The sequence below is a fragment of the Nocardia altamirensis NBRC 108246 genome (assembly GCF_001612685.1).
GTDB classification, from domain to species: Bacteria; Actinomycetota; Actinomycetes; order Mycobacteriales; family Mycobacteriaceae; genus Nocardia; species Nocardia altamirensis.
The window spans coordinates 98,734-122,770 of sequence record NZ_BDAY01000034.1 but is presented as its reverse complement, the minus strand read 5'-3'; the positions used below and the strand labels follow the sequence as shown (position 1 = coordinate 122,770).

Genomic DNA, 24,037 nt, shown 5'->3' with positions numbered 1-24,037 from the left:
CTCCGGAACGGGGCGTGGTGGTCTCGTCTCGGGGTCTTCGAGATCAAAGAGGCTGAGCTGCACAGTTTTTGGTCTCCCGTATGCCGGATCGCTGGTGAAATCGTGTGCGCGAAAGCAAAGGGTGAGCGGTTCCGGCGGGTTAGTCCCGCCACCAGGTGTCGAGGGGGGTTACCGGGACGGTTCGCTTGTGTCTGGTGTTCAGGTAGATCGTTTCGATGCGGTCGGCGACCTCGGGGGTGACGTCCTCGCCTTCCAGGTAGTCGTCGATCTCGCGGTAGGTCAGGCCGAGCGCTTCCTCGTCGGGTAGTGCGGGGCGGTCGTCTTCCAGGTCGGCGGTCGGCACTTTCGACCAGATGCTGGCCGGTGCGCCGAGTTCCTGCAGTAGTGCGGCGCCTTGGCGTTTGGTGAGTCCGGTCAGCGGGGTGAGGTCGACGCCGCCGTCGCCGTATTTGGTGAAGAAGCCGGTGACTGCCTCTGCGGCGTGGTCGGTGCCGACGACGAGCAGGTTCTGCTGGCCTGCCAGCGCGTACTGGATCACCATGCGCTCGCGTGCCTTGATATTGCCGCGTACGAAATCGCGGAGCTTGTCGATCTTCAGCGCCGAGGCAACTTCGCCTGCGGTCGCGTTCGCGCTCGGTCGCACGTTCACCGACACCGACTTGTCCGGCTGGATGAAGCGCAGCGCGATCCGCGCGTCGACCTCATCGGACTGCACGCCGTAGGGCAGCCGCACCGCGAGGAACGTCGCGTCGGCGCCGTCCGCGCGCAGTTCCTCCACCGCGAGCTGGCACAGCCGACCCGTCAGCGCGCTGTCCTGTCCGCCGCTGATGCCGAGCACGAAACCCTGTGCGGGAGAGGCGTTCAGATAATCCTTGAGGAAATCGACCCGGCGTCGCACTTCGGTCTTGGGTTCGATGGTCGGCTGGACGCCTAGTTCGGTCGTGATCTGTTCGCGCAGGTTCCGCATGCCAGCTAACTTTACTGACGATTCACCGTGAAACAACGTGACGAACCAAGGCTTCCCAGTTGTCCCCGATCTGGTCGCGGCTGTAGCCCTGCACGTGCATCTGATGCATGACCAACCCGGCGCTGAGCGTGGCGAGCAGACTGTCGGCGAGCAACGAGATCTCACCCGGCGTCTGTGCTTCCCTGAGCAGCATCGTCACGTGTCGCTTGAGCAGACCGTAGGGCGCGCCGGAGTAGCGGTCGCCTGCCGCGCCTTCCTCGGCGGCACGGTACAGCTCGCCTTCCACGTCGATGTCGAGCAGTCGGGCGCGGCCGAACGCGACGATCCGGTCGGCGGGCGGTGCGCCGGGCCCCAGCGGCGGCGGCCCGAAGATGAATGCCTCCTGGAACTTTCGGTCGGCGTGATCGAGCAGCGCCATCAGCAGCCCTGACCGGCTGCCGAACCGGCGGAACACGGTGCCTTTGCCGACGCCTGCTCTTTTGGCGAGTGCGTCCATCGTCAGGCTGTCGACGCCTTGCTCGCGGACCAGCTGTTGCGCGGCGTCGAGCAGCAACTGCCGGTTGCGGGCGGCGTCGGCGCGTTCGGCCGGCTCGGTGTCGCCGAGCAGCGGTGTGCCGACGCCGAGCAGCTGCCCTTCCCCGGGGGCGGGACGATCGGATGTGGGGTAGCTCACGGCGCTCACGCATTCTCCGCGGGAAGTAATCGGACCACGGTCCGGTTAGTCACTGATGAAAGTTCGGACACCACCATTCAGTACACCAGGAGATGTCATGACCACGACCCGCATCCTCGCTCTTGTCGGAAGTCTTCGCGCAGCCTCGATCAATCGGCAGCTTGCCGAGACCGCCGCGCAGACCGCGCCTGCCGGTGTCGAGATCACCCTGTACGAGGGCCTCGCCGACATTCCCTTCTACAACGAGGACCTCGATGTCCCCGGCGCCGTACCGCCCGCCGCCGAGGCGCTGCGCAAGGCCGTCGCCGAGTCGGACGGCCTGCTCTTCGTCACCCCGGAGTACAACGGCACGCTGCCCGGCGTGTTGAAGAACGCCATCGACTGGGTGTCGCGGCCGTACGGTGTCGGCGCCATCCAGGGCAAGCCTGCCGCGGTGGTGAGCGCGTCGATCAGCCCCCGCGCGGCGCAGTGGGCGCATGGCGACACGGTCAAGTCGCTCGGCGTGGCGGGCGCGTCGGTCGTCGAGTCCGCGCATCTGCAGTTCGCCACGATCGGCGAGCGCTTCGGCAGCACGCATCCGCGCGAGGATGCCGAGGCGCTGACCAAGCTGGCCGCGACCGTGCACGAGCTGGTCGAGGCGGCACAGGGCCAGTTCGCCACCGTGTAATCGCCGGTTTGCCACCGTGTAAGCTTCCGAACCGGTCTCAGCGAGGGTCGTCTTTGCGATGCATGGACGGCCCTCTTTGCTGTCCATGGAGTTTGCTGAATATAAGCTGCGGTATGAAATTGTGATCTGCGCCACGGTCGTGTCGGGTTGCGAATCGAGCGTCCAGGTACTTACCGCCTGGGAATTTCATCAATGTGACTCGCAACATGTCGTGTTGGATGAATCTGTCGGCCACTAGGTGTAGTGTCTTCGGTACTGGAAGACGGCATGGCACCCGGCTCTGCGAACATCGGCTCGAAGGGGCTGAGCAGGGGATTCAAGGCCAGATCCAGGAGTTTGCGCAGCTACGTCGGATCGCGCGTTCAGTGACTGCTCGCAGTCGCTGGAAACGATCAGCAGGTCGCTCGACAACGATCAGCATTCGGATCACAGGCTGTGGATCAGGCACAAGGAGAGAGGGACACCAATGACCGTCACCGTGTACACCAAGCCCGCTTGCGTCCAGTGCAACGCCACCTACAAGGCTCTCGACAAGGCCGGGGTGGACTACGAGGTCATCGACATCTCCGAGAACGACGAGGCGCGTGACTACGTCATGGCGCTCGGCTACCTGCAGGCCCCGGTCGTCGTGGCCGGTGAGGATCACTGGTCCGGCTTCCGGCCCGACCGCATCAAGTCGCTGGCCACCGTCGCGGCCTGACCGGCTACGCCGTTCGACGTTCCGCCGGGAGGAGAGTGGCCGATGTCCAACGGGACAGCTGCGCTGGTCTACTTCTCCAGCGCCTCGGAGAACACCCATCGTTTCGTCGAGAAGCTGGGCCTCCCAGCGACTCGCATTCCATTGCACACCGCTGATTCGCTGCGCGTCGACGAACCCTACGTGCTGATCGTGCCCACCTACGGGGGCGGTCGGCACGTCATGGGGGGAACCAGATCCGACAAGGAATTCGTCCCGCGGCAGGTCGCCAAGTTCCTCAACGATCCGCACAACCGTGCCTTGCTGCGCGGGGTCGTCGCGGCAGGAAACACGAACTTCGGCGATACCTATTGCTCCGCGGGTGAGGTGATCTCGCGCAAGTGCGGGGTGCCCTACCTGTATCGCTTCGAACTCATGGGAACCGCCGAGGACGTCGAGCGCGTCCGAGAGGGATTGGGATTGTTTTGGCAACAACAACGACAGCACCGGCCGGAAAAACGGCTCGCTTAGAGCAGTCTTCCGCCCGCGGGGCGGACGCCGCCGAGGTCATGGACTACCACGCCCTCAACGCGATGCTGAACCTGTACGGCCCCAACGGCGAGATCCAGTTCGACAAGGACCGCGAGGCCGCGCACCAGTACTTCCTGCAGCACGTCAACCAGAACACCGTCTTCTTCCACAACCTGGACGAGAAGCTGGACTACCTGGTCGACGAGAAGTACTACGAGCCCGAGGTGCTCGAGCAGTACAGTCGCGGGTTCATCAAGCAGCTGTTCCAGCAGGCCTACGCCAAGAAGTTCCGGTTCCCCACCTTCCTCGGCGCGTTCAAGTACTACACCTCGTACACGCTGAAGACCTTCGACGGCAAGCGCTACCTGGAACGGTTCGAGGACCGCGTCTGCATGGTCGCGCTCACCCTCGCCGCCGGCGACGAGGTGCTCGCGGGCAAGCTGGTCGACGAGATCATCGACGGCCGCTTCCAGCCCGCAACCCCGACCTTCCTCAACTCGGGCAAGAAGCAGCGCGGCGAGCCGGTGTCCTGCTTCCTGCTCCGCATCGAGGACAACATGGAGTCCATCGGGCGCTCCATCAACTCCGCGCTGCAGCTGTCCAAGCGCGGCGGCGGTGTCGCGCTGCTGCTCAGCAACATTCGTGAGCACGGCGCGCCGATCAAGCAGATCGAGAACCAGAGCTCGGGTGTCATCCCGATCATGAAGCTGCTGGAGGACTCGTTCTCCTACGCCAACCAGCTCGGCGCGCGACAGGGTGCGGGCGCGGTGTACCTGCACGCGCACCACCCGGACATCTACCGGTTCCTGGACACCAAGCGGGAGAACGCGGACGAGAAGATCCGCATCAAGACCCTCTCGCTCGGTGTGGTGATCCCCGACATCACCTTTGAGCTGGCGAAGAAGAACGAGGACATGTACCTGTTCTCGCCGTATGACGTGGAACGCATCTACGGTGTGCCGTTCGCCGACATCAATGTCACCGAGAAGTACTACGAGATGGTCGACGACAAGCGGATCCGCAAGTCGAAGATCAAGGCGCGCGAGTTCTTCCAGACCATCGCCGAGCTGCAGTTCGAATCCGGCTACCCGTACATCATGTTCGAGGACACGGTGAACCGGGCGAACCCGATCGCGGGCAAGATCACCCACTCGAACCTGTGCTCGGAGATCCTGCAGGTCTCGACGCCGTCGCTGTTCAACGACGATCTGTCCTACGCCAAGGTGGGCAAGGACATTTCGTGCAACCTCGGGTCGCTGAACATCGCCAAGGCGATGGACTCACCCGATTTCGCGCAGACCATCGAGACCTCGATCCGGGCGTTGACCGCGGTCTCCGATCAGACGCACATCTACTCGGTCCCCTCGATCGAGCAGGGCAACAACGAGTCACACGCGATCGGCCTCGGCCAGATGAACCTGCACGGGTACCTGGCCCGTGAGCGGGTGCACTACGGCTCCGACGAGGGCATCGATTTCACCAACATCTACTTCTACACCGTGGTCTACCACGCGATTCGGGCGTCGAACCTGATCGCGCAGGAGCGCGGCAGCTACTTCGGTGGCTTCCCGGAGTCGAAGTACGCCAGCGGTGAGTACTTCGACAAGTACACCGAGCAGGTGTGGGAGCCGAAAACCGAACGGGTGGCGCAGATCTTCGCCGAGGCCGGGGTGCACATCCCGACCCAGGACGACTGGCGCACGCTGAAGGCGTCGGTCATGGCGCACGGCATCTACAACCAGAACCTGCAGGCCGTCCCGCCGACCGGCTCGATCTCCTACATCAACCACTCCACCAGTTCCATTCACCCGGTGGCGTCGAAGATCGAGATCCGCAAGGAAGGCAAGATCGGCCGCGTCTACTACCCGGCGCCCTACCTCACCAACGACAACCTCGAATACTACGAGGACGCTTACGAAATCGGCTACGAGAAGATCATCGACACCTACGCCGCGGCCACCCAGCACGTGGACCAGGGCCTGTCGCTGACGCTGTTCTTCAAGGACACCGCGACCACCCGCGACCTGAACCGCGCCCAGATCTACGCGTGGCGCAAGGGCATCAAGACCCTCTACTACATCCGCCTGCGCCAAATGGCGTTGGAGGGCACCGAAGTCGAGGGCTGCGTGTCCTGCATGCTGTAGTCGCGCAGCTGCACCACCCGAAGCGGGCGGTCTCCCATGGGGGGCCGCTCGTTTCGCGTCCGCGGGCTATGTAACGACGTGGGTAGCTGCGGCGACGCTCGTGTTATCGTGGCACATTGGTCTGCTGCTCCCTGGGAGTTGGGCGGCGGCCGGATTTTGGGGATCAACATGTTTCGCAACACGTGGCCGCTGCCGCCGGTGCTGATGCACATTGCGGCACAGCTGGACGCACATATTTCCGAGCCCTTCCACATCGAGGCGTCGGGTGATCATCTCGTGCTGCGCGAGACGGTGGACGGGCACTCGCGCGTGCTGGCCTCGACATCGCTCGGGCTCGGCCTCGACCGGCTCGACGTGTGCTGCGGTGCGCTCGAGCAGCAGCTCGCCGACTTTCAGGACGAGGTCGTGCTGGCGTTGACCGCCAGCTGGCCCATGGCCGAAGGCGCGGGCGGTGAGCCGGACTGCCACGTCGAGTCGGGAGTCTTGCGGATCCGATTCTGGGCGCCGAGATCCGAGCTACGGCTCGCCGACCTCGATCTGAAGACCCTCGGCGGGTCCGCCGAGGATTGACCACGCCGCCGGCGAAATCCCTACTCGGACAAAGCGAAACGGGTGGTCTCCCATGAAAGACCACCCGTTCGTTGGTAGATGGCAGACACGTGTCGGCTGCCCGCCTACCCTCAGCGCAGACCCGGTGCCACTTCGCGTTCGAAGAGCTCGATGCCGGAGGTGTCGTATGCGGACTCGGGGAAGTTGAAGATGGCGTAGCCGAGGCCGAGATCGCGGACCGCGGACAGCTTTTCGAGCACCTGCTCCGGGGTGCCGACGGCGGCTGACGGACGGAACATGCCGTCGACGTACTCCTTGGCTTTGTCGTCGCCGAGCGCCGTGGCGAGCCTCGCCTGGATCGCCGAAAGTCGTTCTTCTACTTCGGCTTCGGTGGCAGCGATCACCGCGTTGAAGTTCGACGACCGCACGATGGCGTCGAAATCGGTGCCGACGTCGGCACAGTGGGCGCGCAGGATCTCCGACTTCTGCGCGAATTCCGTCGGGTCGTTGCTGAAGTTGGTGTATTTCGCGTACTGCGCCGCGATCCGCAGCGTCTTCTTCTCGCCGCCGCCCGCGATCCAGATCGGAATCCCGCCCTCCTGCACCGGCAGTGGCCGCACGATGGCGCCGTCGACCTGGTAGTACTTGCCGTCCAGGGTGGCCTTGCCCTCGGTCCACGCCTGCCGGAAGATCTGCACGCCCTCGTCGAGGCGACCGAGCCGCTCACCGGCCGACGGGAAGCCGTAACCGTAAGCGCGCCATTCGTGTTCGTACCAGCCGCCGCCGATGCCCATCTCGACCCGGCCGCCCGAGATCAGGTCGACGGTCGCGGCGACCTTCGCCAGATACGCCGGGTTGCGGTAGCTCATCGCGGTGCACATCTGCCCGAGCCGGATCCGCGAGGTGGACGCGGCGAACGCCGACATCAGCGTCCACGCCTCGTGCGTCGCCTCCTCGGTCGGCACCGGAACGGTGTGGAAGTGGTCGTACACCCACAGCGATTCCCAGATGTCACTGGCGTCCGCGCGGTGCGCCAGATCACGCATCACCCGCCACTGGTCCGCCGGGTCGATGCCCACCAGATCGTGTCGCCAACCCTGCGGGATGAAGATGCCGAAGCGCACAGATATCTCCTTCGTGTGTTTCCTCAAACCTAGCCAATCGTCCGGTGATCGGTCGATCGAGGCATGCCCCCATTTCAGCGGCCTGGCCGGACGCCCGCGCAGCGGCCGGCCAGGCCTGCCGACTACGCTCCCGTGAACTGCGCCCCGGAGACGGACGTCGACGGCGTGCCGTCGACGCCGACCGGGATATCGCCCTCGAGCGTCGTGCGGTACAGCACCCGGGTCACGTCGAGATGATCCAGATCGCTCGGCGCGAGATGCGCGGTCGCCCGGTTGTCCCAGAACGCGATGCTGCCCTTCGCCCAGCGGAACCGGACCGTGTAGGCCGGGTTCGCCACCTCGTCGAACAGCAGCTTCAGCACCGCGTCGCTCTGGCCGGGGCTCAGCCCGACGATGCGGGTGGTGAAGCCGGGGTTGACGAACAGCGCGCGTTCGCCGGTCACGGGGTGCACCCGGACCACCGGATGTTCGGTCACCAACGGCGCGGCGGCCACCTTCTTGGCGTAGTCGCTGTCCGCGTTCCAGACGGGCCTGCTGCCGCCGAACCGATGTTCGGCGCGCAACCCGTCGACGAACTCGCGCAGGGCGGCAGGCAGGTTCTCGTAGGCGGCGACGAGGTTCGTCCAGCCGGTGTCCCCGCCCTGTTCCGGCGCGATCTCGGCGCGCAGGATCGAGGCGGCGGGCGGGTTGATCAGCGGCGAGACATCGGTGTGCCAGAAGTTGGTGTAGCTGAACTTCTTGACGCCGAACCGCTTCTCGTACAGCCGACTGTCGACGGCGAGGATCTCCGGGAAGTCCGTCGGCGCGTCGTCGTCGTAGGGGTGGGACGGGGTGACCGCGCCGAAGCGCCGCGAGAACGCGATCTGTTCGGCATGACCGATGTGCTGATCGCGGAAGAACAGCACCTTGTACTTGTGCAGCGCGGCGGTGATCTGCTCGACCTCGCGGTCGGTCAGCTCCGCGCGCAGATCGACGCCGGCGACGTCGGCGCCGATGTAGCCGGCGACCGGGGTGATCCGCACCGCGTCCGTGGCGGCGATCGTGGTGGATGGTTCGTGCACCGTGGTCATGGGGACCTCGTTCAGAGAAGGGGGATGGGCTGCTGGGTTCGATCGCCGAGACAACAGGCACTGCGGCACACCCGCATGAAGTCGACCTCGCGCCGTTTCGTCAACGGCGGCACGGCAATTCGGGACCGCGGCGATCGACAGTCATGCGCTTGCCTCGGCCCGCACCGGCGCGAACTGGCTCTCGACCGGGTCGAGCCCATAGTGCCCGCGCAGCGTGTCCGCGGTGTAGTCGGTGCGAAAGAGCCCGCGCTCCTGCAGGATCGGCACCACCTGGTCGACGAAGTCCTCGAGTCCGCCCGGCAGGTACGGCGGCATGATGTTGAACCCGTCGGCGGCGCCGTTTTCGAACCAGCTCTGCAGTTCGTCGGCGACCTGGGTCGGCGTGCCTGCGAAGGTCCGGTGTCCTCGGCCGCCGCCGAGCTTGCCGATCAGCTGCCGGACGGTCAGGTTCTCGTTCGTCGCCAACTCCTTGATCAGCGTGAATCTGCTCTTGTGCGTTTCGATCTCGTGCTCGGACGGCAGCGGCGGCAGCGGCGCGTCGAGTGCGTGCTCGGTGAGGTCGACACCGAGCAGGGTGGACAGTTGCCGCAGGGCGTAGTCCGGGGAGATCAGATCGGTGAACTCCTGCTCGAGTGCGAGCGCCGCTTCCGTGGTGTCGGCGATGAACGGCACCAGACCCGGCAGCACCTTGAGTTCGTCGGCGGTGCGGCCGTACTTCGGCAATCGCGACTTCAGATCCCGGTAGAACGCTTGGCCTTCGGCCAGTGTCCGCTGCGCGGTGAACACGGCCTCGGCGTGCTGCGCGGCGAATTCCTTTCCGCTCTCCGATGATCCGGCCTGCACCAGCAGCGGCCTGCCTTGCGGCGGGCGCGGCGTGTTCAACGGACCGCGGACTTGGAAGCGTGGCCCGTCGAAGTCGATGGTGTGCACCTTGTCCGGGTCGGCGAAGACGCCTGCCTCGGCGTCGAGGACGATCGCGTCGGCCGCCCAGCTGTCCCAGAGTTTGGTGGCCACTTCGACGAACTCCTGGGCCCGCTCGTAGCGGCGCGCATGTTCGGGCACGCGGTCGTAGCCGAAGTTGAGCGCCTCGTCCTCGCCCGCCGACGTGACGATGTTCCAGCCTGCCCGGCCACCGCTGAGGTGGTCGAGCGAGGCGAAGACGCGGGCCAGGTTGAACGGCTCGTGGTAGGTGGTCGACGCGGTGGCGATCAGCCCGACCCGGCTGGTGGCGGCGGCGATCGCGGCCAGCAGCGTGATCGGCTCGAACACGGCGAGGGTGTTGCGCTTGATGCGCGGGCCGACGGCGAGTCCGTCGGCGAAGAACACCGAGTCGAGCTTGCCGCGCTCGGCGATCCGGCCGAGCTCCTGGAAGTGCCGGACATCCAGGACCCGATGCGCCTCGGTGCGCGGGTGCCGCCACGCGGCTTCGTGGTGCCCGACACCGAGCAGAAAGGCGTTGAGGTGGAACTGTTTACCAGACATGGGTGTGCTTCCTTGGGTCGCGGGGTCAGGCGTTCGGTTCGGTGCGCCAGCGCGAGAACCGGCGTTCGAGGGTGACCAGCAGGCCATTGAAGGTGAGACCGAGCAGTGAGATGGCGAGGATGCCCGCGTACATGTTCGGGATCTGGAAGTTCTGCTGTGCCGCGGTGATCAGGTAGCCGAGTCCCGCTCGTGCCCCGAACATCTCGGCGGCGAGCAGGACGAGGATCGAGCCTGCCGCCGCCATCCGCAGGCCGGTGAAGATCGACGGCAGCGCGGCGGGCATGATCACCTTCTGGAACAGCCGCACCGGCGAGAGGCCCAGGGACACAGCCGATTTGATGAGCAGCGGGTCGACGGTGCGGACGCCGGTGATCGTGTTCAGCAGTATCGGAAAGAAACTCGCGTACAGGACGAGGGCGACCTTCGAGGTTTCGCCGATGCCGAGAATCAGGATGAAGACCGGCAGCAAGGCCAGCGCGGCGGTGTTGCGGAACAACTCGAGGATCGGGTTGAGGAAGTCGGCCACCGGCTTGTACCAGGCGATCGACACACCCACCGGGATGGCGACGAGCAGTGCGATCGCGTACCCGGCCAGCGACCGGCTCAGGCTGGCCGACACGTGGGTCCACAGCTCACCGCTCGCGGCCAGGTCGACGAACGCCTGCGCGACCACTGAGAACGGCGGCAGGAAGACCTCATCCACCAGGCCGAACGTCGGCGCGAGCTGCCACAGCAGCAGGAACAACGCGATCACGACGGTCGGCTTGAACGTCCGCCATGCGACGCGACCGATCAGCCGGGCCGCCCGCGATCCGAGGGCGTTCCCGCCTGTTGTCCGTGCCGCCGTCGCTCGTCGGGGCAGGACCACACTCACCGCACTAGACATGGGTCAGCCTTTCCGTCGCGGTGTCGGCATGGGTCGTGGTGTCGGACAGCGACTCTCGTTCCAGCGTCGCGGCACGCTGTACCTCGCTCTGCAGCAGCGACCAGATCTCGTGGCGGTAGTCCCTGAACTGTTCCGACGAACGAGTGTCACCCCCTGCCTCCCGGTCGATCGTCACGTCGACGACCGCCTTGATCCGGCCCGGTCGCGAGGTCAGCACCGCGACCCGCTGGCCGAGGTACACGGCCTCGTCGATGCCGTGCGTGATGAACAGCACCGTCTTGCCGGTGGCTCGCCAGATGCGTAACAGCTCGTCCTGCAAGGATTCCCGGGTCTGTGCGTCGAGCGCGGCGAACGGCTCGTCCATCAGCAGCACCTCGGGGTCGAAGGCAAGGCTGCGGGCGATGGCGACGCGCTGCTTCATGCCGCCGGACAGTTCGTGCGGATAGCGATCGCCGAAACCGGTCAGGCCGACCAACTCCAGATAGTGCTCGGCGAGTTCCCGTCGCGCCTTGCGGCGCAATCCCTTTGCCTCCAAGCCGAATTCGATGTTGCTCCGGGCGGTGCGCCACGGCAGCAGTGCGTACTGCTGGAAGACGATGCCGCGGTCGAGGCCTGGACCGGTGACAGGCTTGCCGTCCAGCAGGATCTCACCGGAGGTCGGCGTGGTCAGGCCGCCGAGCAGGTCGAGCAGTGTCGACTTGCCGGAGCCGCTCGGTCCGACCAGGACAAGGAACTCGCCGTCGCGCAGGTCGAGTGAGATGTCGTCGATGGCGGTGAAATTCTCGGCCGAACCGCGGATCGCGAACTGCTTGCGCACGTGGGTCAGCGAAAGCTTTGCGGTGGCGGTCATTTCGCGGCCACCACTTCGCCTGCCGGTCCACTCGTCGGTGTGTACGTGCCGTTCGCGTACGGATTGTCCTTGTTGGTGAACAGGTCGGTGGCCTTCAACTGGCCGTCCTTCAGCTCGCCGTTGCGCACCAGCCAGTCGATCCAGATCTGCAGTTCCTTCTCGGCGATCACCGCGCCCGGCACCGGAATGCCGGAGCTGCGCCAGTACTTCAGCAGGCCGGTGTTCTCGTTGCGGCCGCGCTTCTCGATGATCGAGGTGAGCCTGGCCACCGCCTCGTCGCGCGGGGTGACCTGCAGCCAGCGCGTCGCCCGCGCGGTGCCCTGCACGAAATCCTTGACGGCTTCCTGGTTTTTGGCGAGGTAGTCGTTGCGGAACACATAGGTGCCGTAGTCGAACGTGCCGAACAGGGCCTTGTCGGTGTAGAGCGGGCGGATGCCGCCGCGTTCGACGGCCGTTTCGCGGAACACGCTGCCGAGGGCGCCGACGTCGATCTGTCCCTTGCGCAGCGCGTCCTCGGTGTTCGCCGGCGGCACCACGGTCAGCTCGACCTGCTTGATCTCCTTTTCGCTGAGACCCTGCTGGTGCAGCCACTCTCGGGTGACGAACTCGTGGTGTGCGCCGAGGGTGTTGATGCCGACCTTCTTGCCGATGAGATCGCGCGGCGAATTGATGCCCGCGTCGTCGCGGACGAAGTACCCGGTGAACGACTGGTCGTCCGAACCATAGGAACTGAGCACCGAGGTGACCTTCGCCCCACCCGCGATCAGTTTCACCACCGCGCCGTTGAACGCGCTGCCGAATTCGACCTGATTGGTCGCCGCCGCTTGAATATTGGCCGGGCCGCTGGTGGTGTCACCCACCCAGCGCAGTGCGATCTTGGAGAAATAGCCGAGATCGTCGGCCAATTCGAAGGGGGAGACCTGGCCGGTGGCGCCTTGATACCGGAAAACGGTCTTGCCGTCTGCGGTGCTGCCCGGCTCGGACGTGCCGCAGCCTGTGAGAACGGAAACGCTGGTGACCAGGGCGATGGCGGCGGCGAGCGCGCGAACGGCGCGCAACGGAGGTGCGGAGGAGGGCATGGTTGATGTCCTTCGAGAAGACCGCGCGCGACAGTGGAACATGCACGGCGGCAAAAGAATTGAGCGGAAGGCGACGTGGTCGCCGCGGCGCGGCGCAGTGCGCTGGAACTGCGCGTCAGCGGCGACAGATCCCGTGCGGCACGCGCATGAGGTCGATCGCCCTGCGGCGGATCAGCGCGGTAGGTATCAACTCTTCGAGACTTCCGTGAAGCTGGGTGCGGTGCCGTCGGCACCCGGTTGACCTCTATCGTGTTGCCGCGCGCTGCGACAGACAACGCTCATTCCACATTGTGAAAACCGCGGTGAATTTAATTACGCCGTGAATATGCCCGGCGCCGAACTGTTCTGCACGACGCCGCCGATGCGCACGGCGATCTGCCGCATCGCGGGCAGGATCTCGCGCACCAGCTCGTCGTTCAGTCGAGCCGAGCGCGCCTGGACGCTCAGCGCACCCCACACCTGCTTGTCCGCCCCGAACACCGGCACCGCGATGGACCGCACCGGGTCGTCGACCCCGTCGAACTCCTCGACCGCAAAACCTTTGCGCCGCACCAGATCCAGCTCGGTGGCCAGATGCGGTGCTGCGGGCAGATGCGCCAGCAGGGCGCGCCCCGATGCGCTCGATCGCAGTGGTTGGCGCAGGCGCGGCAGCTGATGGGCGCAGAAATGCACCGGCGGCCGGGCCTGCAGCATCGTCACCGCCTCCTTGGCGTCGACGACGCTGAGGCTCGTGGTGATCCGGATGCCCGCCGCGAGTGCGTACAGGTGTGGTGCAGCCGCATCGATCCCGAGCCTGGTCAGCGCGGGTGCGGCCAGCGTCGCCAGGCCGTGGCCGACCCGGTACCGGTCGGTGGCCTGATCCTGTTCGAGCAGCCTGCCACGCACCAGGGCCTGGGCCAGCCGATGCGCGGTGCTCACCGGAATGCCTGCCAGGTGCGCCAATTCGCTGATCGACAGCTCGGGGTCGTCGCCTTCGAAGCAGTTCAGCAGGTGGATGGCGCGCTCCACGGCCTGCGACCCTGAACGTGGCTGATCGGCGGCGGCCATGTGCCCCTCCTCGCTGTTTCGATCCGGCCATCCACCGTCGCGCGCGGTCGACCGGTGCACAACCCTTCGACGCCGGATGCGTCTAATGGGCGGCGGTACGTCCGCGACGGAAGGTGGGCCTGCCGGTATCGCTCAGCGTCCGCGTTCGAAATCCGAACCCGGTGCGGGATCGTGGGATTCGTCGTTCGGCGCGGCCCCGTCGGTGCCCTCGACCATGGGGTTCGTCTCTTCGGGGGTGATCAGCGGTGCTGCTTCATTCATGGGATAGGGGTGCGAGGTGTGGATGACCGGGGCCTCGACCCTCGGTGTGTGGTGGTGTCCGGCGAAGTGCTGCTCGAGCAAGCTCGCGCCACGCAGTGTGCCGCCCGCGGCGGCGAATCCGGCGGCGACCGTGGCCGCGCCGTCTCGGCAGCGCGCCGCCGCATCGATGGCGACGCGGAGGTTGGCGACGGTCAGCCGTTTCGCGGGCAGCCAGCTGCCTGCCGCGTTGCTGACCACCCGGCGCGCTACCTCGGACTGATCCCGGCCGAACGGCACGGCGCACACCGGAACGCCTGCGGCCAAAGCCTTTTGGGTGACGCCCATGTTGCCGTGCGAGATCACCACGGTGGTGCGATCGAGCAGCAGGTGGTGCGGGATGAACTGCTCGACTCGCGCATTCGGCGGGACCGTGAAGCTCGCCGGGTCGAGCGCGCCCGTGGTGACGACCGTGTAGAGGCTGCTGTCGGCCAGCGCGTCCATCGCGATCTGGGCGAGCCTGCCGTCGTCCTGGAATTCGGTCGAGCAGGTGACCAGTGCCAGCGGCCGGTCGATCTCGTCGAGCCAGGCGGGCGGCTCGGCGTCCGGCGCCCAGAGCCCCGGCCCGATCTGCTGGACCGATGCGGGCCAGTCGGTGCGCACGTCGTCGAAGGGTGGTGCGGTGAAGTTGAGCATCAGTGGCGCTTGTCTGAGGTAGTCGACGAGGTTCGCCAGCGGCTCCAGCCCGTAGTACTCGCGCATGTGGTTGAGCTGCGGCAGCGTTTCGTTCCAGCGGCGGTTCAGGTACCACCGCACGATGCCGTCGCGGGCGCGGCCGAGTCGTCCCGCCATCGGCCGCAGTCCTGGTCCGAAGGGTGGCACGTCGCGTGAGGGGATCGGCAGCAGGATCGGTGACCAGGCAGCCCATGGCAGGCCACTCGCGGCGGCCAGGATCTGTGCGCCGGTCGCGGTGACGTCGATCAGGAGTGCGTCGGGTCGTTCGGCGATGATCGCGGCCCGCAGTGCCTGGATCTCGTCGGGGATGCGCGCGACGAGGGCGCGCACGGTCGCGCGCAGTGCGCCGATCCGCGAGGTGGTCGCCCAATCGTGGAGGGTGTCGTTCGCCAGCGCCGGTGGCAGCGCGCGCACCGCGATGCCGAATTGCTGCAGTGCCTCTTCGCTGTCCGGCATCGTCAGCACAGTGACGTCGTGGCCACGGGATACCAGCTCTGCCAGTACCGGCGCGACCGGATACAGGTGTCCTTTGGCCGGTGAGGTGAATGCCAGTATTTTGGTCATGGAGACAGGCTAACTCTTGGCTAATGGGCGTGTCTCCCGGACTGTCGATACTTTCTCGCGCGATGGAACGGGCGTAGGCACGTGCTTCGGTGCGGTATTAGCAGCGATGCAAGGGCTTTTCTGGGGTCAGGGATCGGTGACCAGTTTGTCGGATGCTCAAGAAGCGAACTTGAGGTATGAAAAATTGGGAAACTGTTGTGCGTGTCTCTGGCAAATAACTGGCTTGTCCCTGGGGCGGGTGGTTGCCTTACCTGGCGAGAATGTTGATCGAATGTGACCTACCGCTACCGCCTGACGGCTGACCTGCGGTTCGTCGCGGTGAGAGGAGAAGCATGACGCGCACCATCGGTCTGCTGCTGTTCCCCGGCGTCGAGGAGCTCGACGCGGTCGGTCCGTGGGAGGTGCTCGCTTTCTGGACCCAACATTTCCCCGACGACGGCTACACGGTGTTCACCTTCTCTCTGGACGGCGGCCTGGTCACCTGCGCGAAAGGGATGCGGATCGAAGCGACGTACTCCTTCGACACCGCGCCGCGGCGCGACGTGCTGATCTTCCCCGGCGGCATGGGCACCAGACCCATGGTGAACGACGAGCCGATGCTCGAATGGACCCGCGCGCAACGCGCGGTCACCCCGCTGATCACCAGCGTGTGCACCGGTTCGCTGGTCCTCGCGGCCGCGGGACTGCTGGCCGGACGGCCGGCGACCACGCACTGGAAGTCGCTCGACCGGCTGGCCGACCTCGACCCCACCATCGAGATCCGCACCGAGGATCGCTACGTCGACGACGGCGACGTCATCACCTCCTCTGGAGTGTCCGCGGGCATCGACATGGCCTTGCATCTCGTGCGCAGGCTGGCGAGTGCCGAGCGCGCCGCCGAGGTGCGCCGCCTGATCCAGTACGACCCGGAGCCGCCGGTCTGATCGTCGGCGGCACCGCATAGCTCGTTCGTGGTGAACAACTTGTCCGTTTGGCTGTATCCTGCTCAGGGATGCTTTCGCGTCCAAACCAGGTTTTCAGTGATGGCGTGGATGTCCTAGGTCCACGGCAGTGACGAGGAGGAGGTGGGGTTGTCATGCGCAACGAACCTCCCAGTCGAAGGCCGCGCGGCGTCGCCCCTTCGCATTCCTGAGTAGGCAGGGGCCGGCGCCCGCGGTGTGAACTTTCGCGTTCTTGTTCACTCACGCAACTCTGCTGAGGACCCCCCATGTCGCAGACCGATGTCATCGAAGTACGTCCGACGCTGTCCGAATCGCTACAGGACATCGCCGAGAGCCACCGTGTCGACGCGGCACTCGCCTGGCTCGACAACCACCCGCCACACGCCATTGCCGACCAGCTCGCCAGGATGGACGCCGTCCAGGCGGGCATGGCGTTCCGGCTGCTCGACAAGGACCTGGCGCTCGCCGTCTTCGAAGAGCTGGAACCGGTCGATCAGCAGCAGATCCTGCAGGGACTGCGCGACCAGAGCTTCCACGACCTGGTCGAGGACATGGCGCCCGACGACCGGGCCCGCATGCTGCGTGAGGCGCCTGCGAAGGTCGCCAAGAAGGTGCTCGCCGGGCTGAGCCCGCGCGAGCGGCGGATGACCGCCACGCTGCTCGGCTACCCCGAGGGTTCGGCGGGGCAGTACATGACGCCCGAGGTGATCGCGCTGCCGCGCAACCTCACCGTCGAGCAGGCGCTGACCATGGTGCGGGCCAAGGGCGCCACCGCCGAAACCGTGTACACGCTGCCCGTGGTCGACGCGGGCAGGCGGCTCATCGGCATCGTCGAACTGCGCGAGCTCGTGCTGAGCACGCCGGACACGATGATCGACGAATTAGTCGTCACCGAACCGGCTTTCGCGCGCGCCACCGACGCCGCGGAGAAGGCGGCCAGGCTGATGCGCGAGACCAACGACATCAACCTGCCGGTCGTCGACAGCGAAGACCGGCTGGTCGGCCTGCTCACCATCGACGACGCCGTCGAGGTGATCGAGGCCGCCGACAGCGAGGACGTGGCCAGGCAGGCCGGGTCCGCACCGTGGGAGGGCCACTACATGGCCGCGAGCGTGTTCCAGCTGGCCAGGTATCGCGCGCTGTGGTTGTTGCTGCTGCTGTTCGCCGCGACGCTCACGGTGAGCGTCACCGACCTGTTCGAGGGCACGCTGCAGCAGGCCGCGCATCTCGCGCTGTTCATCCCGCTGCTGATCGGCGCGGGTGGCAACGCGGGCGCCCAGGCGGCCACCGCTTGTGTGCGCGCGCTCGCCGTAGGCGAGGTGCGGGCCTCCGATCTGTTCAAGGTGATCTGGCGGGAGTGCCGGGTCGGTCTCGTGCTCGGATCCATGCTTGCCGCAGCGGGATTGGTGATCGGCGGGCTGTTCGTCGACCTGCGGGTCGCCCTGGTTGTCGGCGTCACGCTCGTGCTGATCTGCGGGTGGGCCGCGACGATCGGCGGCACCATGCCGCTGCTCGCCAAGAAGCTGCGGATCGATCCGGCGGTCGTGTCGGCGCCCATGGTCACCACCCTGGTGGACGCGACCGGGCTGATCATCTACTTCACCACCGCCAAAGTGGTGCTCGGCATCTGAGTGCGGTACGGCAGCTGGCTGGTGCATGGCATCGTGCTGTGCCGGCTACCCCCGTCCTGTTTCGTATAGAGACGAAGCTCACGAAGGTTTCCGCACTCGAGTGGCGTGCGGACACGAAAGACATCCATACGGACGGCCGCCGGATGCGCGAATCTTGCATGCTGTTCACCGAATCCACGTTTCCCGTTCGCTCCTTGCCAGACGTTCGCAGGCGGTGACCAGCGGAAACCTGTTCGTCTTGCTAACGTCGAAGCCATTTGCGAGGACGAGGGTGCAGTGGTGTCGGCGGCAGGTCTCGACGGCTGCTGCCGTCGTCGAGCCGTCGGGCACCGAAAAAGCGTCCGCTCGTTGATGGTTCAATCACTGTCACACCCGATGACGGCTACTCGAGGGGCACATGAGGCAGATCTTGTACTCGGCGATGATCGCGCTCGCGGTCTCGATCACGTTGACGCCGTTGTTGATCAAGCTGTTCACCCGGCGCAAGCTGGGTCAGGAGATCAGGGCCGAGGGGCCGGCCAGCCATCAGTCGAAGCGCGGGACACCGACGATGGGTGGCATCGCGATCCTCATCGGCATGTGGGCCGGCTACCTCGGCGCGCATCTGCTCGGCATGCGGCACGAGGGGCAGGGCGCGACCGCCTCCGGGCTGCTGGTGCTCGGCTTGGCCACCGCGCTCGGCGTGGTCGGCTTCCTCGACGACTTCATCAAGATCCGCATGCAGCGCAACCTCGGATTGACCGCGACCGGCAAATACATCGGCCAGCTCGTCGCCGCGGTGATCTTCGGTGTGCTCGCCCTGCGCTTTCCCGGCAGTTCCGGGCTCACCCCTGGCAGCAGGCACATGTCCGACGTCCGCGATATCGCGACGGTGACCTTCAGTACGACCGTCTTCCTGATCCTCGTCGTCTTCCTCGTGGTGTCCTGGTCCAACGCGGTCAATATCACCGACGGTTTGGACGGCTTGGCCGCGGGTTCCATGAGCTTCGCGCTCGGTGCCTACGTGATCATCACGTTCTGGCAGTACACCAACGCCTGCGTGACGACCCCGGTCGCAGGCTGCTACAACGTGCGCGACCCGCTCGACCTTGCCCTCGTCTGCGCGGCAGGCACCGGAGCGTGTATCGGGTTCCTCTGGTGGAACGCGGCCCCCGCCAAAATCTTCATGGGCGACACCGGATCCCTCGCCCTCGGCGGACTGCTCGCTGGGCTGTCCGTCACCACCCGCACCGAACTGCTCATGGCCGTCGTCGGCGCCCTGTTCTTCGCCGAGATCCTCTCCGTCCTCCTCCAGATCGTCGTCTTCCGCACCACCGGAACCCGGCTGTTCAAACTGGCCCCCTTCCACCACCATTTCGAACTCAGCAAATGGGCCGAAACCACTGTCATCATTCGCTTTTGGCTGCTGGCAGGCATTGCCGCCGCCATCGGACTCATGCTCTTCTACGGCGAGTACCTGGCCGCCATCGGTTGACCTCAAAACCTGTCGGTACCAGCCGCTACTCTCTGAACAAATTTTCGATGCGGTAGCTGATGAGGGGAGGGCTCGACCCATGAGCGGCAACGGGAAGACTTTGGAAGAACGCGTGCACGAGCTAGAACGCTGGCGCGATGAGCAAATAACGCGCGATACTGTCACAGTGACTCGAATGGACGAGCAGTTCGACGCCGTGCAAGTCAGCCTGGACGAGATCCGCGCCAGTATCGGTGATCTGGATGGGCGTTCGGTGGCGTCGCGGTTGATTTCGATGGGCGTGGACATCGGGAACCTGGCGGCACGTCAGGATGCGATGAGTGTCGACATCGGAAACTTGGCGGCGGGTCAGGATGCGATGAGTGTGGACATCGGGAACCTGGCGGCGAGTCAGGACACGATGAGTGTCGACATCAGAAGCCTGGGATCACGTCAGGATGCAGTGGAGTCTCGGCTGAACTCGGTCGAGACCAGGCTCGAGTCGGTGGATTCTCGGCTCGAGGGTGTGGATGCTCGGCTCGAGGGTGTGGATGCTCGGCTCGAGGGTGTGGATGCTCGGCTCGAGGGTGTGGATGCCCGACTCGGAGGTGTGGATGCCCGACTCGAGGGTATGGACACTCGGATCGAGGGCATTGACGGCCGATTGGAGACGGTGGCATCAGGTGTCACGGAGATCTTGCAGATTCTGCGCCATCCCTGACTCGATCCCCTAACCGCGAGTGGTACATGGCTGTGCGGACACGCCGTTGACGGTCACCACCGTGTACCACTCGCGGGATCGAGATTGGCTGGGCGAGTTGGGGACTCGCCGGGTTGTCGAGATTTACAGGCTAGACAGGAAGGCGTCCCATTCGGCCGGGGTGAAGACTAGAGCTGGGCCGGTGGGGTTCTTGGAGTCGCGGACGCCGACCATGCCTTCGGCGAGATGTGCTACCTGGACACACTCTCTCTTGGCTGTGCACCGGGTGCTCTTGAACCAGCGTGCGTTGGAAAGGTCGATGCTCATGTGTTGAACTCCTCTGTTATTCGAAGGATTAGCTTGTGGCTCTCGGCATCATCCAGAGCCAGCCGTTCGAGATCCGTGCACACTCCGCGATACGTAGCCACCTCCTCGTGTTGTTCCAGATACAAGTCACCGGCATGGCCTTCGATGTATACGATCGGCGGTTCGGTCAGATAGGCCGTCGGGTGCGGCGGAAACTCGAGCAGTACGAACGAGCCAACCAATAGCCCCTTGTACATACCTGCGGAGGTCGGCAGTACGCGGACCGAAACATTCGGTAGTCGACTGAATTCGGCGATATGCCTCAGCTGGTCGACCATGACGGCAGCGCTGCCGGTCGGGCGGCGCAGCGCGGACTCATCGATGAACGAATCCAATGTCAGCGTGTGTACATCGCCGACGAGCCGGGTCCGTCGCTTGGCGGCGATCGCCACCGTGGTTTCGACCTCATCGGAAGGCGTGTTGGGGAACTCGGCCCAGAACATTGCCCGGCGGTAGTCGTCGGTTTGCAGCAACCCGGGCATGAACGTTGTCTGATACGAAACAACCCGGTGCGCGGCGTCTTCCATGCCGACGAAAAGACCGAAAGTCGGCGGGATCGCCCCATCGAATGTATGCCACCATCCCTTTGCTTTCATCTCCTCGGTAAGGGAGAGGAGGACTTGGGTTGTTCCATCAGGTACCCCGTAGATCTCGCACAGCCGCTTGACGAACAGCGGGTTGATTTTGATGGCAAGACCGTTCTCCATACGCCAGAACGTCTGTTTGCTGACGCTGAGTTCCGCGCGTGCGTATTCCACGCTCACATTTGCCTTTTCACGGGCTTTGCGGAGCTCCCTGCCCAACAAGCGGCGCGGGAAGGGTCGAACCATTCGTCATCGTGGCATCTCCGGAGGGTTGCTAATGAGTGGGTTCCGTTCTGGAACCCAGGTGGACCGCGATTGTGGAACCTTGCCGAAAAGCTGGTCGATCTCACTCCAGAATGCCTCCGCAGTGCCGTCGCTGATGGTGCAGTGGAGGTATTCCGGATAGTCGATCCCAATGCGGACCCGCATCGGATCTCGACTGCATCAAACCAGCTGGAAGGCCAGAGGTGTACAGAATTGAACGAAAAACCGCCGGAGACAACAGAAATTCGGAATCCGGTTCCAATACGCACTTTCCGAATTGGAACGTTCCACGCAGATTCCGTTCACGCCGAGCCGGAGGAAACACTCATGCCTGAATCCGACCAGATCATTATCGGCCGCACAGATTCCCCGATTCCGACCGACTGGGACGTCCGCCTCAGCGTGTTCCTGCACGGCGCCCGTTTCGATTTCGCCGCCTGCCTGACCGCCGCCCTCGCGTTCATCGAGGAATGGCGCCACACCCCCTACTTCGACGCAGTCGACCTGTGCTTCGACGGCGCCGAAACCCTCCCGCGCCTGCCCAACGAACGCCTCTACCTGGAGCCGTGATCGGCTGCCGGTACGCGCGACCGCGGCGGCGACGACGTCCTCACCGTGTGCGGGCCAGGGCAGCTTCGCTGCTGAGTCGGTAATCGATGGACGCGCAAGCGATTCCGGCGTCGGTGCGGCCGGTGAAGGAAGTTGGGTGAGGACGTCCGGTGCGCACGCTGGGGCACGATCGGGTGCCGCTGGTGTGGCTCAGAATGGGTGCGGTGCCTGCGCTTTGCGCCACATGAAACGGTTGTCGACGCCGTGGATCATGGCGGTGCCGACTACGTCGAAGCCGAAGCTCTGGTACAGGAGCACGTTTCGGTCGACGTCGGTTTCCAGGTGTGCGGGGAGCTGCTGGTCGTCGACCTGCTGCAGGAAGACGGCCAGCAGCTGGCGGCCGATACCTTTGCCCTGATGGATCGGGTGGACGCCGATCGGGCCGAGGTGCCAATGTGGTTCGTGCGGATCGTGTTCGGCCATGATCCGCATACCGGTGGCGGCCCGTGGCAGCGCGGTGCGAAGGAGGCCGATCATGCGTGGTGCGATCCGGAGTCGCTCGCGGGTGCCCATTTGACAGTGTGGCCACGGGGCGGCGTTGAGTACGCCGACTACCGCACCGTCGTACTCGGCGACCAGCACCTCGGCGAACGCGCGGCCGAGTTTGCCGATCCTGGCGCCGGAGCGCATCATTCGGGCTGCCTTCGCCGGATCGCCGCCGACCACGGCGAGGGCGTTCGGGTTGTCGGCGAAGGCGAAGGCGAGCACGTCGCAGGCCGCGGCCATGTCGTCGGGTCGCATCGGCCGAATGTCGAAGTCCGCCATGGTGACCATGGTGCGGCCGTTGGCCTACGCGGGGCACGCATCTGGTCCGCCTACCGAACCTGTCGGCCGACAACAGGATCCGTGACCCGAAGCGGGCCTGCCACGAATCCGCAGCAGGCCCGCATTCGGAAGTGACTCAGAACTCCCAGTCTTCGTCTTCGGTGTTGACGGCCTTGCCGATCACGTAACTGGAGCCGGAACCGGAGAAGAAGTCGTGGTTCTCGTCGGCGTTCGGCGAGAGCGCCGAGAGGATCGCCGGGTTCACCTCGGTTTCGTCCTTCGGGAACAGTCCCTCGTAGCCGAGGTTCATCAGCGCCTTGTTCGCATTGTAGCGCAGGAACTTCTTGACGTCCTCGGTGAGGCCGACCTCGTCGTAGAGGTCCTGGGTGTAGTCGACCTCGTTGTCGTACAGCTCGAACAGCAGCTCGAAGGTGTAGTTCTTCAGCTCGTCGCGCTCGGCCTGGCTGACCAGTTCCAGACCCTTCTGGTACTTGTAGCCGATGTAGTAGCCGTGCACGGCCTCGTCGCGGATGATCAGCCTGATCAGGTCGGCGGTGTTGGTGAGCTTGGCCCGCGAGGACCAGTACATCGGCAGGTAGAAGCCCGAGTAGAAGAGGAAGCTCTCCAGCAGCGTCGAGGCGACCTTGCGCTTGAGCGGATCGTCGCCGTTGTAGTACTCGAGCACGATCTCGGCTTTGCGCTGCAGGTTGCGGTTCTCCTCCGACCAGCGGAACGCGTCGTCGATCTCGCGGGTCGAGCACAGCGTGGAGAAGATCGAGCTGTAGCTCTTCGCGTGCACCGACTCCATGAACGCGATGTTGGTGTACACCGCCTCCTCGTGCGGGGTGAGCGCGTCCGGGATGAGGCTGACCGCGCCGACCGTGCCCTGAATGGTGTCCAGCAGCGTGAGGCCGGTGAAGACCCGCATGGTCAGCTGCTTTTCGTCGGCGGTCAACGTGCCCCACGAGGGGATGTCGTTGGACACCGGAACCTTCTCGGGCAGCCAGAAGTTGCCGGTGAGCCGGTCCCAGACCTCGGCATCCTTCTCGTCGGGCACCCGATTCCAGTTGATGGCCGATACCCGATCGATCAGTTTCATCCTGCCTCCACACCTTTCCCGAGCCCGTTGAGCAGCCACAGAGCTATCCCGGATTTGCTCCCTTGGACACTACTCCTTGGGGGTGACAAGTCCGCGTAGCACAAGACCTTGTGTCGCAGCGATGTACGTCACCGAGGCGAACAATGCCGGGGTCATCGCGTGCGGACCCTATTGTGCTGCACGCGGCCGCGATCGACCACATCGGTGCTGGCGCGCCGCCGATCGTTTGCCTGCGGTCTGCTGGATCTCCTGCGTCCTCGGTGTATCGACGCACCCGCCAGCTGCGACAGGTTTGCCGCGTCGCGACCCGCCCGCCCGACCCACCCGCCGACCTGCGCCGATTT

General features: G+C 65.2%; 24 protein-coding genes. 10 read left to right on the top strand and 14 right to left on the bottom strand.

The window, feature by feature from the left end:
- Nucleotides 1–139: 139 nt before the first annotated feature.
- Nucleotides 140–967 carry an NAD(+) synthase gene (nadE, locus tag NA11_RS19160; protein ID WP_069163302.1) on the bottom strand — a complete coding sequence of 276 codons (828 nt, stop codon included), beginning with the start codon at nucleotides 965–967 and terminating at the stop codon, nucleotides 140–142.
- Nucleotides 968–989: 22 nt separating this feature from the next.
- A complete protein-coding gene (locus NA11_RS19155) occupies nucleotides 990–1,595 on the bottom strand; it encodes a TetR/AcrR family transcriptional regulator (RefSeq protein ID WP_069163314.1) in 606 nt (201 codons plus the stop codon).
- 142 nt (nucleotides 1,596–1,737) lie between these two features.
- Between NA11_RS19155 and NA11_RS19150 the strand changes: the two genes are divergently transcribed.
- The 5 genes from NA11_RS19150 to NA11_RS19130 all read left to right on the top strand — a co-directional run bounded on the left by NA11_RS19150 (nucleotide 1,738) and on the right by NA11_RS19130 (nucleotide 6,228).
- Entirely contained in the window at nucleotides 1,738–2,307 is a 570-nt protein-coding gene (locus tag NA11_RS19150) for an NAD(P)H-dependent oxidoreductase (RefSeq protein WP_069163301.1), read from the top strand.
- Nucleotides 2,308–2,773: 466 nt separating this feature from the next.
- A complete protein-coding gene (locus NA11_RS19145; protein ID WP_069163300.1) occupies nucleotides 2,774–3,007 on the top strand; it encodes a redoxin NrdH in 234 nt (77 codons plus the stop codon).
- Between the two features lie 42 nt (nucleotides 3,008–3,049).
- Nucleotides 3,050–3,514 (top strand): class Ib ribonucleoside-diphosphate reductase assembly flavoprotein NrdI, encoded by a 465-nt coding sequence (gene nrdI / locus NA11_RS19140; RefSeq protein ID WP_069163299.1) that lies wholly within the window; start codon nucleotides 3,050–3,052, stop codon nucleotides 3,512–3,514.
- 38 nt (nucleotides 3,515–3,552) lie between these two features.
- The gene (gene nrdE / locus NA11_RS19135) at nucleotides 3,553–5,658 is read left to right on the top strand and encodes a class 1b ribonucleoside-diphosphate reductase subunit alpha (RefSeq protein WP_069163298.1); all 2,106 of its coding nucleotides are present in this window, start codon (nucleotides 3,553–3,555) and stop codon (nucleotides 5,656–5,658) included.
- 168 nt (nucleotides 5,659–5,826) lie between these two features.
- Nucleotides 5,827–6,228, top strand: coding sequence for a hypothetical protein (locus NA11_RS19130; protein WP_141717696.1), 402 nt, complete (start codon nucleotides 5,827–5,829; stop codon nucleotides 6,226–6,228).
- A gap of 110 nt (nucleotides 6,229–6,338) precedes the next feature.
- On the opposite strand, the gene NA11_RS19125 is transcribed toward NA11_RS19130, so the two are convergent.
- The 8 genes from NA11_RS19125 to NA11_RS19090 all read right to left on the bottom strand — a co-directional run bounded on the left by NA11_RS19125 (nucleotide 6,339) and on the right by NA11_RS19090 (nucleotide 15,281).
- The gene (locus tag NA11_RS19125) at nucleotides 6,339–7,331 is read right to left on the bottom strand and encodes an LLM class F420-dependent oxidoreductase (protein ID WP_069163296.1); all 993 of its coding nucleotides are present in this window, start codon (nucleotides 7,329–7,331) and stop codon (nucleotides 6,339–6,341) included.
- A gap of 122 nt (nucleotides 7,332–7,453) precedes the next feature.
- The gene (locus tag NA11_RS19120; RefSeq protein WP_069163295.1) at nucleotides 7,454–8,401 is read right to left on the bottom strand and encodes a TauD/TfdA dioxygenase family protein; all 948 of its coding nucleotides are present in this window, start codon (nucleotides 8,399–8,401) and stop codon (nucleotides 7,454–7,456) included.
- A gap of 141 nt (nucleotides 8,402–8,542) precedes the next feature.
- The gene (locus tag NA11_RS19115; RefSeq protein ID WP_069163294.1) at nucleotides 8,543–9,883 is read right to left on the bottom strand and encodes an LLM class flavin-dependent oxidoreductase; all 1,341 of its coding nucleotides are present in this window, start codon (nucleotides 9,881–9,883) and stop codon (nucleotides 8,543–8,545) included.
- A 25-nt stretch (nucleotides 9,884–9,908) separates the two neighbouring features.
- Nucleotides 9,909–10,769 (bottom strand): ABC transporter permease, encoded by an 861-nt coding sequence (locus NA11_RS19110; protein ID WP_084654764.1) that lies wholly within the window; start codon nucleotides 10,767–10,769, stop codon nucleotides 9,909–9,911.
- Nucleotides 10,762–11,619: an ABC transporter ATP-binding protein gene (locus NA11_RS19105; protein ID WP_069163293.1), complete on the bottom strand. Its 858-nt coding sequence runs from the start codon at nucleotides 11,617–11,619 to the stop codon at nucleotides 10,762–10,764. The genes NA11_RS19110 and NA11_RS19105 overlap by 8 nt, the downstream gene beginning before the upstream one ends.
- On the bottom strand, nucleotides 11,616–12,698 hold the full coding sequence (locus NA11_RS19100) for an ABC transporter substrate-binding protein (RefSeq protein WP_141717695.1): 1,083 nt from the start codon (nucleotides 12,696–12,698) through the stop codon (nucleotides 11,616–11,618). Before NA11_RS19100 ends, NA11_RS19105 begins: the two co-directional genes overlap by 4 nt.
- A 312-nt stretch (nucleotides 12,699–13,010) precedes the next feature.
- The gene (locus NA11_RS19095; protein ID WP_069163291.1) at nucleotides 13,011–13,745 is read right to left on the bottom strand and encodes an IclR family transcriptional regulator; all 735 of its coding nucleotides are present in this window, start codon (nucleotides 13,743–13,745) and stop codon (nucleotides 13,011–13,013) included.
- A 132-nt stretch (nucleotides 13,746–13,877) separates the two neighbouring features.
- Nucleotides 13,878–15,281 carry a glycosyltransferase gene (locus tag NA11_RS19090; RefSeq protein WP_069163290.1) on the bottom strand — a complete coding sequence of 468 codons (1,404 nt, stop codon included), beginning with the start codon at nucleotides 15,279–15,281 and terminating at the stop codon, nucleotides 13,878–13,880.
- Nucleotides 15,282–15,613: 332 nt separating this feature from the next.
- On the opposite strand from NA11_RS19090, the gene NA11_RS19085 reads away from it, so the two are divergent.
- From NA11_RS19085 to NA11_RS19070, 4 genes are all read left to right on the top strand, one after another.
- Complete coding sequence (locus NA11_RS19085; protein ID WP_069163289.1) at nucleotides 15,614–16,204, top strand: DJ-1/PfpI family protein; 591 nt, start codon at nucleotides 15,614–15,616, stop codon at nucleotides 16,202–16,204.
- 284 nt (nucleotides 16,205–16,488) lie between these two features.
- Complete coding sequence (mgtE, locus tag NA11_RS19080; RefSeq protein WP_069163288.1) at nucleotides 16,489–17,853, top strand: magnesium transporter; 1,365 nt, start codon at nucleotides 16,489–16,491, stop codon at nucleotides 17,851–17,853.
- A gap of 397 nt (nucleotides 17,854–18,250) precedes the next feature.
- Nucleotides 18,251–19,327 carry a phospho-N-acetylmuramoyl-pentapeptide-transferase gene (mraY, locus tag NA11_RS19075; protein WP_069163287.1) on the top strand — a complete coding sequence of 359 codons (1,077 nt, stop codon included), beginning with the start codon at nucleotides 18,251–18,253 and terminating at the stop codon, nucleotides 19,325–19,327.
- Nucleotides 19,328–19,406: 79 nt separating this feature from the next.
- A complete protein-coding gene (locus NA11_RS19070) occupies nucleotides 19,407–20,027 on the top strand; it encodes a hypothetical protein (RefSeq protein ID WP_069163286.1) in 621 nt (206 codons plus the stop codon).
- Nucleotides 20,028–20,150: 123 nt separating this feature from the next.
- Here the strand turns inward: NA11_RS19070 and NA11_RS19065 are convergent, their stop codons facing one another.
- Both NA11_RS19065 and NA11_RS19060 read right to left on the bottom strand, forming a co-directional pair.
- Complete coding sequence (locus NA11_RS19065; protein WP_069163285.1) at nucleotides 20,151–20,333, bottom strand: DUF397 domain-containing protein; 183 nt, start codon at nucleotides 20,331–20,333, stop codon at nucleotides 20,151–20,153.
- On the bottom strand, nucleotides 20,330–21,130 hold the full coding sequence (locus NA11_RS19060) for a helix-turn-helix domain-containing protein (protein ID WP_245745964.1): 801 nt from the start codon (nucleotides 21,128–21,130) through the stop codon (nucleotides 20,330–20,332). Before NA11_RS19060 ends, NA11_RS19065 begins: the two co-directional genes overlap by 4 nt.
- A gap of 417 nt (nucleotides 21,131–21,547) precedes the next feature.
- Between NA11_RS19060 and NA11_RS19050 the strand changes: the two genes are divergently transcribed.
- Nucleotides 21,548–21,790 (top strand): hypothetical protein, encoded by a 243-nt coding sequence (locus NA11_RS19050; RefSeq protein ID WP_069163282.1) that lies wholly within the window; start codon nucleotides 21,548–21,550, stop codon nucleotides 21,788–21,790.
- 189 nt (nucleotides 21,791–21,979) lie between these two features.
- On the opposite strand, the gene NA11_RS19045 is transcribed toward NA11_RS19050, so the two are convergent.
- Together NA11_RS19045 and nrdF are read right to left on the bottom strand one after the other, a co-directional pair.
- The gene (locus NA11_RS19045; protein WP_174567699.1) at nucleotides 21,980–22,594 is read right to left on the bottom strand and encodes a GNAT family N-acetyltransferase; all 615 of its coding nucleotides are present in this window, start codon (nucleotides 22,592–22,594) and stop codon (nucleotides 21,980–21,982) included.
- Between the two features lie 136 nt (nucleotides 22,595–22,730).
- The gene (gene nrdF, locus NA11_RS19040) at nucleotides 22,731–23,693 is read right to left on the bottom strand and encodes a class 1b ribonucleoside-diphosphate reductase subunit beta (RefSeq protein WP_069163280.1); all 963 of its coding nucleotides are present in this window, start codon (nucleotides 23,691–23,693) and stop codon (nucleotides 22,731–22,733) included.
- Nucleotides 23,694–24,037 lie beyond the last annotated feature (344 nt).